Source organism: uncultured Gimesia sp. (assembly GCF_937910335.1).
Classification (GTDB): Bacteria; Planctomycetota; Planctomycetia; order Planctomycetales; family Planctomycetaceae; genus Gimesia.
The window spans coordinates 1-6,395 of sequence record NZ_CALEMX010000512.1 but is presented as its reverse complement, the minus strand read 5'-3'; the positions used below and the strand labels follow the sequence as shown (position 1 = coordinate 6,395).

The following is a 6,395-nucleotide window of genomic DNA, read 5'->3' as shown; positions in this document are numbered from 1 at the left end:
CTTTGTTGAAGCAAGACGTGGAGGAAAGCTACCAACACGATTCGATCATGTATACTATTTATCGAATATTCAGTCAGATTGAAATCTCATTGTGTGATTTATGCGCTATGGAGCTCGGTTTATACGATCCGCAATACTTCGGTTTGTCGTCTAACCAGGAACTAAAGTACGGGAATATGGAATTTATTAAAGTAGTCCGAGAACCCCGTGTTGGAAAAGACAAGTACTGTCCGTCATGCAAAAAAAGATTGTCGTTTATCAAATTTGTATTGAAAGTTCGGAATCAAGACGCTTTATAAGTCGCCGATTAAACCAAACTATATCCATCGCTACCAGTATCCAGTTAACACTCTCTCCAGTCCCCGCAAATGTGCGGTGCTGTCTCATAAATCAAACTCTTTCCGAATCGACATGAAAATTAACCGGTTTAAGAGATGCTCTCAGTGAGCTTGTCAGGGTTTATTGGTGATTGCGGTAATCCACGCCTGGGCAGCTTCGCACTCGGGGTCGATACCGGAAATGGAGTCTGACACAAACGGGAGCCATTGCCAATCCTCAGGGCCCGGGCATCCCAGGGACAACCATCGCTTTAACAAATCGGGAAATGAAGACGCCATCGTGTATCCGTGTCCTTCGCCGTCATCGTGGCTTAAATATATGATCTGCCCCTCCGAGTCCAAGGCGAGGCAATCTCCGTTCGGAACCTGATGGAAGCCAATTTTATTGTGCCAGACAACGTCATAGGAATCTTCTGGATTCGGAAAGCACTCTTTCTGCCACTCTGCACGAGTTTGCTCATGATCAGGTAGTCTCTTTATGTCGTAGTCGATACCACCGCTGAATATTTCATCAAGAGATTCTGGCAGATCGAAAGATTCCGGGAGGCTCCAATCAAAATAGATTTGTCGGGAAACAGTGGCGGCGAACTCTCGAAGATTTGCGGGGATCGGTTGTTGAAGCTGGCGTTCGATATCTGCCAGCTCTACTTCAGAAGCGGGTTCCTCAATGACAGGAATCTCCCATTGACCACCGATTGCATTGATTCGCTCCGCAAACATTTCAATCTGGCTTTCGATGAATCTGCGCATGATATCCCTTAACCCTGTAGTGACGCACTAAATAGTCCATTCTCGATATATAATTAAATAACAAACCATATCTGGTTCATTTCTCAATTTTATTTTTTAATTTTCATTCATTATTTTGGCATGTGAGCTGTGCAATACGAGTCAACTGCGGTTCGATAACCGTTCTTGATGTGGTTCATTACCGTTTTATTAATGGTACCGCCTTGGAACTTGTTTCGAGTGGAATTTAGTTTTTTCTCTGTAATCTCAACTCGCATAAACAATCCACCACGAGTTCGTTTGGCTTTCTCAATAATTTCCATTCCCAATTCGGAATACTGAATTTTGAGATACCGGACTTTCAAAATGCCCGTCGTTTGCAACTTTTCAAAGGCAGACAAGATTTCCTCTTCAAGCAGAATTGCATGATTCAACATATCCGCCGCTCCAATTAACAATCTCAAATCGAACCGGGAATGATTCTCCTGATGATAATACAGGCAGGTAAATACCCAGGCATCACTGACACTGAAAATTTTTTCTGGCATCGATCGCACTCCTTTATTCATTCAAGAAAAACACTCTACCTCATAATACCGCAACATCTTTCCATTTGACACGGTTCGTCTTAAATCGTGCAGTACACAGATTATCCAAATCTCCACAGATGCGGTCAGGAGATCTACTTGAAGAGCGTCTGAGGACAGTCTACACTGGTAAGAGTCGAGTGTTCGGCAGCGTGTCTGCTTTGATGATTCATCGTGTGTAGGAGAACGAGAGAAATGAGACTCCGTCTGGTGATTGCAGTTTGCCTCTGCCTGATTGTTTCCGAATCCTATGGCGAATCTCCTGTTGAGTTCAATCGCGATATACGGCCGATTCTTTCGGACAAGTGTTTTGCCTGTCATGGTCCCGATGAAAAGACACGCGAAGCCGACCTGCGACTGGATGACCGCAAGTCGGCGCTTGCTGATCTGGATGGACATCGTGCGATTGTGGAAGGAAACGCCAAAAAGAGTGAACTGATACGGCGGATTACTACAACCGATGAAGATGAACTGATGCCGCCGGGAGATCATGGAAAGCCTCTTAAGAAGGCCGAGATTGAGCTGCTGCGAACATGGATCAATCAGGGCGCAAAGTATCAGCAGCACTGGTCACTGACGCCGCTGGTTCGTCCCGCTGTCCCCACGAATGCTGCGGGGAAATCGGTGAATCCGATTGACGCTTTTATTCAACGTAAACTGAAACAGGAAGGTGTCGGGGCGAGTTCGACCGCGGATCCGCGGACGCTGGTTCGGCGTCTGTCTTTTGATCTGACGGGGCTGCCTCCTGCACCGGCGGTGGTCACCGCGTTTTCTGCGAATCCGAGTCAGGCAGCTTATACGAAGCTGGTCGACCAGTTTTTGAGTTCTCCCCATTACGGCGAACGCATGGCGCTGTACTGGCTGGATCTGGTGCGGTATGCGGATACGCTCGGATATCATGGCGATCAGGTCCAAAGTGTTTCACCTTATCGTGATTATGTGATTAACGCGTTCAACAGTAATAAACGGTTCGATGCATTTACGACCGAGCAACTGGCCGGCGATTTGCTGCCCGAAGCGACGCTCTGGCAAAAAGTGGCATCCACCTATAACCGCTTGAATCGCACATCGGCAGAAGGGGGTGTTCAGCCTCGGGAGTACCTGGCGAAGTATGCGGCTGATCGGGTGCGGACTGCGGGGTCTGTCTGGCTGGGCTCTACGTTCGGATGCGCTGAGTGTCACGATCACAAATTTGATCCATTTACGACGAAAGACTTTTATCGCTTCGCTGCTTTTTTTGCGGATATCAAAGAACAGGGAATCGTGAGCGGTGCGAATCACGTTGCGCAGCTTCCGGTGCCGACCGAAGTGCAGGCAAAGCGGTTGGATGAGCTGATTGTTGCGCTGAGTCAGGCTGAAAAAGATTTTGCTCATACTACTCCTGAACTGCAGGCGGCTCGTACTAAGTGGGAACAGGAAATCAAAACGAGTTCCGGTCGATGGACGGTCTGGAAGCCGAAGCAGTTTCGCTCTGAAGGGGGAGCGAAACTGAAGGTGCTGAAAGATGGTTCTGTGCTGGCGAGCGGAAAGAATCCCGGGCGTGATGTATATGTGCTTGACTTGAGTGACAGTAAACTGCCGGGCAACGAACCGTTTGCGCTGCGGATCGAGATTTTGCCTGACAAATCATTGCCCGCTCAGGGTCCGGGTCGTGCCAGTAATGGGAATCTGGTTTTGAACGCGGTGGAGATGACGGTGAATGAATCGAAGGTCAAGTGGGAGAAAGCGAGTGCCTCGCATTCTCAGCAGGGCCATTCCCCGGAATATGTCATCAACGGACACAAGAACGGCTGGGCCATTCTTCCACAAACCGGAAAACGTCAGCAACTGCTACTGACAGGACGGGTTGCCGAACTGGATAAAGAGGACAATGAAAAGACCGCGAAGAAACCGGCGGGCAAGGCATCCTGTGAAATCCGTCTCGTTCAGAACTTTGTTGACAGCCATAACATTGGACGTTTTCGAATATCGTATTCGACTGACGTTGATATCAGTAAGCCGGGAATTCCTGTTGCCGATTCGCTTCAGGAGCTCGTCAAGGTTCCCGCAGCGAAGCGTTCTGCAGAGCAGGTGAAGCAGATCGATGCCGCGTTTCGGAATTCGACCGCGTTACTGAGCAAAGAACGCGGGCAGCTTGCCAAGCTGCGACAAGAGAAAGATCAATTGCAGAAAGTCATTGTAAAAACATTGGCGACGACGGCAACCAAGCCTCGCGCGATGCGTGTGCTTCCACGGGGCGACTGGATGAATGAATCCGGAGAAATTGTAACGCCGGGGGTGCCTCATTTTCTGTCGCAAATCGAAGTGCCAAAAGATCAACGTCTGACGCGACTGGATCTGGCCCGCTGGATGACATCACAGAAAAACCCCCTGGTGGCGCGCACGTTTGTGAATCGATTATGGATGCTCATGTTTGGTCAGGGGCTGGCCCGTTCGGTGGATGATCTTGGTTCTCAGGGTGAAATGCCCACGCATCTGGAATTGCTCGACTGGCTGGCTGGTGAATTTGTGGAAAGCGGCTGGGATGTGAAGCATATCGTGCGTCTGATAGTCTCGTCGCAGACTTATCAGCAAACCTCGGCGCTGCCTGCCGCGCTCAGCGAACGCGATCCTTATAATCGGCTGTATGCACGGCAGTCGCGCTGGCGGCTGGAGGCGGAAATGATTCGTGATAACGCGCTGTTTTTAAGCGGTTTGTTGAATCGCGAAATTGGGGGCGTGAGTGTCAGGCCTTATCAGCCCGCGGGATACTGGGCTCAATTGAATTTTCCGAAACGGACCTATAAACAGGATCAAGGGACACAACAGTATCGACGTGGATTATACACGCATTGGCAGCGCACGTTCCTGCACCCCAGTCTGCTGGCCTTTGATGCCCCGGCTCGTGAAGAGTGTACGGCACAACGTTCGCGTTCGAATACACCGTTGCAGTCGTTGGTTTTGTTGAACGATCCGACATTTGTTGAGTCGGCACGCGTGCTGGCGGCGCGCGTACTTCAGGAAAGTCAGAAGTCCGAGTTTGAAGGGCGTCTGAACTGGCTCACGCAACACACATTAATGCGTGCTCCCCGTAAAGATGAATTGACATTGTTGAAGTCTCTGTATGAAGAGGATTTGAAAATCTACCGCAAACAAGGGGCAGACGCAAAACGCATTCTGTCGATCGGACTTGCCAAACCGGTAGCGGCTCTCGATGCTGCAGAACTGGCGGCATGGACCAGCGTGACCCGCGCAGTTTTGAATTTGCATGAAACCATCACACGATATTAAGGCGCCTTGATATGTTTGACAACAATTCCACTCGACGCAGTTTTCTACGTCAATCGGCGCTGGGCATTGGTCCGGCGGCGCTCCTGTCGCTGTTGTCTCGCGATGCAAGTGCCGACGGTCTTGGTGAGGGTGTGATCTCAAAGCCGCACTTTAAGCCACGGGTGAAACGCGTAATTCATCTCTGTATGGCGGGCGGGCCGTCGCATCTGGAAACGTTTGATGAGAAGCCGACGTTGCGTAAGATGCATGGCAAGCCGATGCCTGAGTCGCTGACCAAGGGTCAGCAGATCGCGCAGCTACAGGGCCGGGAACTCAAATGCTTCGGGCCGCAATTTGACTTTGAAAGCTATGGCGAAAGCGGGCAGCGGATTTGTTCTCAATTTCCCCACATCGGTTCGGTGGCAGATGACGTCTGCATTATTCGTTCGATGCACACCGATCAGATCAATCACGACCCGGCCCATACTTTGTTTAATACCGGTTCTTCACAATCGGGCCGCCCGAGTATGGGATCGTGGTTACTGTATGGGCTTGGTCAGGAATGTGATGATCTGCCCGGCTATGTCGTACTGACCAGTGTTGGTAAAGGGGGGCAGTCTCAGCCGATTGCAGCGCGACAATGGCACAGCGGATTTCTGCCATCGCGTTATCAGGGTGTGCAGTTTCAAGCTACTGGCTCACCGGTTCTGTATCTGACTCGACCCGATGGTGTCTCGATGCCGCAACAGCGTCGGCTGGTTGATACGGTCAATCAACTCAACCGTGGCTTCGATGATCTGGTACACGATCCGGAAATTGCGACACGCATCGGCCAGTATGAAATGGCGTTTCGTATGCAAACGAGTGTGCCGGGATTGATGGATTTCACCAAGGAGTCCAAAGAGACGATGGAAGCCTATGGTACCAAAGGCGGTGATGGGACGTACGCGTCGAATTGTCTGCTGGCCCGGCGACTGCTGGAACAGGGTGTGCGTTTCGTGCAGTTATATCATCGTGCGTGGGACCATCATGGTAATATCAAGGGGTCAATTGAAATTACCGCCAAAGAAGTCGATCAGGCAACGGCGGCTTTGATTAAGGATCTCAAGCAACGCGGACTTTATGATGATACGCTGCTTGTTTTCGGCGGTGAATTTGGAAGAACGCCGATGGCACAGGGGAGCGGTCGCGATCATCATATTAAAGGCTTTTCGATGATGCTGGGTGGGGGCGCGATTCAGGGAGGAAAGAGTTACGGCACTACGGACGATTTCGGTTATGCGGCCGCTGAAAACCCGGTGCATGTGCGTGACTTCCATGCGACGTTGCTGCACCTGTTCGGCATCGATCACAGGCGATTCAGCTATAAATTCCAGGGCCTCGATTTCCGGCTTACGGGTGTGGAAGAGGCGCATGTGATTAAGGAATTGATCGCTTAGATGTAGTAGCCACTACTTTTCCTGACAGTAGTATCCCAACTTCACACGTTTGT

5 protein-coding genes are annotated in these 6,395 nt (G+C 50.5%); 3 read left to right on the top strand and 2 right to left on the bottom strand.

The genetic code is table 11. From position 1 onward, the window contains the following. Positions 1 to 299, top strand: a 299-nt coding sequence (locus tag Q0668_RS21100) for a hypothetical protein (RefSeq protein ID WP_298868265.1), incomplete at its 5' end; no start/stop codon positions are given. Between the two features lie 153 nt (positions 300 to 452). Here the strand turns inward: Q0668_RS21100 and Q0668_RS21095 are convergent. Further along, positions 453 to 1,088 carry an SMI1/KNR4 family protein gene (locus tag Q0668_RS21095; protein WP_298868263.1) on the bottom strand — a complete coding sequence of 212 codons (636 nt, stop codon included), beginning with the start codon at positions 1,086 to 1,088 and terminating at the stop codon, positions 453 to 455. Between the two features lie 110 nt (positions 1,089 to 1,198). Beyond that, positions 1,199 to 1,615 (bottom strand): hypothetical protein, encoded by a 417-nt coding sequence (locus Q0668_RS21090; protein WP_298868261.1) that lies wholly within the window; start codon positions 1,613 to 1,615, stop codon positions 1,199 to 1,201. Between the two features lie 234 nt (positions 1,616 to 1,849). On the opposite strand from Q0668_RS21090, the gene Q0668_RS21085 reads away from it, so the two are divergent. Together Q0668_RS21085 and Q0668_RS21080 are read left to right on the top strand one after the other, a co-directional pair. Beyond that, positions 1,850 to 4,924, top strand: coding sequence for a PSD1 and planctomycete cytochrome C domain-containing protein (locus Q0668_RS21085; protein WP_298868259.1), 3,075 nt, complete (start codon positions 1,850 to 1,852; stop codon positions 4,922 to 4,924). Between the two features lie 11 nt (positions 4,925 to 4,935). After that, entirely contained in the window at positions 4,936 to 6,342 is a 1,407-nt protein-coding gene (locus Q0668_RS21080) for a DUF1501 domain-containing protein (RefSeq protein ID WP_298868257.1), read from the top strand. Positions 6,343 to 6,395: the final 53 nt, after the last annotated feature.

Coding starts and splice junctions, on each gene's coding strand:
- Q0668_RS21090 (WP_298868261.1), bottom strand. CDS start 1,615: ATGCCAGAAAAAATTTTCAGTGTCAGTGATGCCTGGGTATTTACCTGC.
- Q0668_RS21085 (WP_298868259.1), top strand. CDS start 1,850: ATGAGACTCCGTCTGGTGATTGCAGTTTGCCTCTGCCTGATTGTTTCC.
- Q0668_RS21080 (WP_298868257.1), top strand. CDS start 4,936: ATGTTTGACAACAATTCCACTCGACGCAGTTTTCTACGTCAATCGGCG.
- Q0668_RS21095 (WP_298868263.1), bottom strand. CDS start 1,088: ATGCGCAGATTCATCGAAAGCCAGATTGAAATGTTTGCGGAGCGAATC.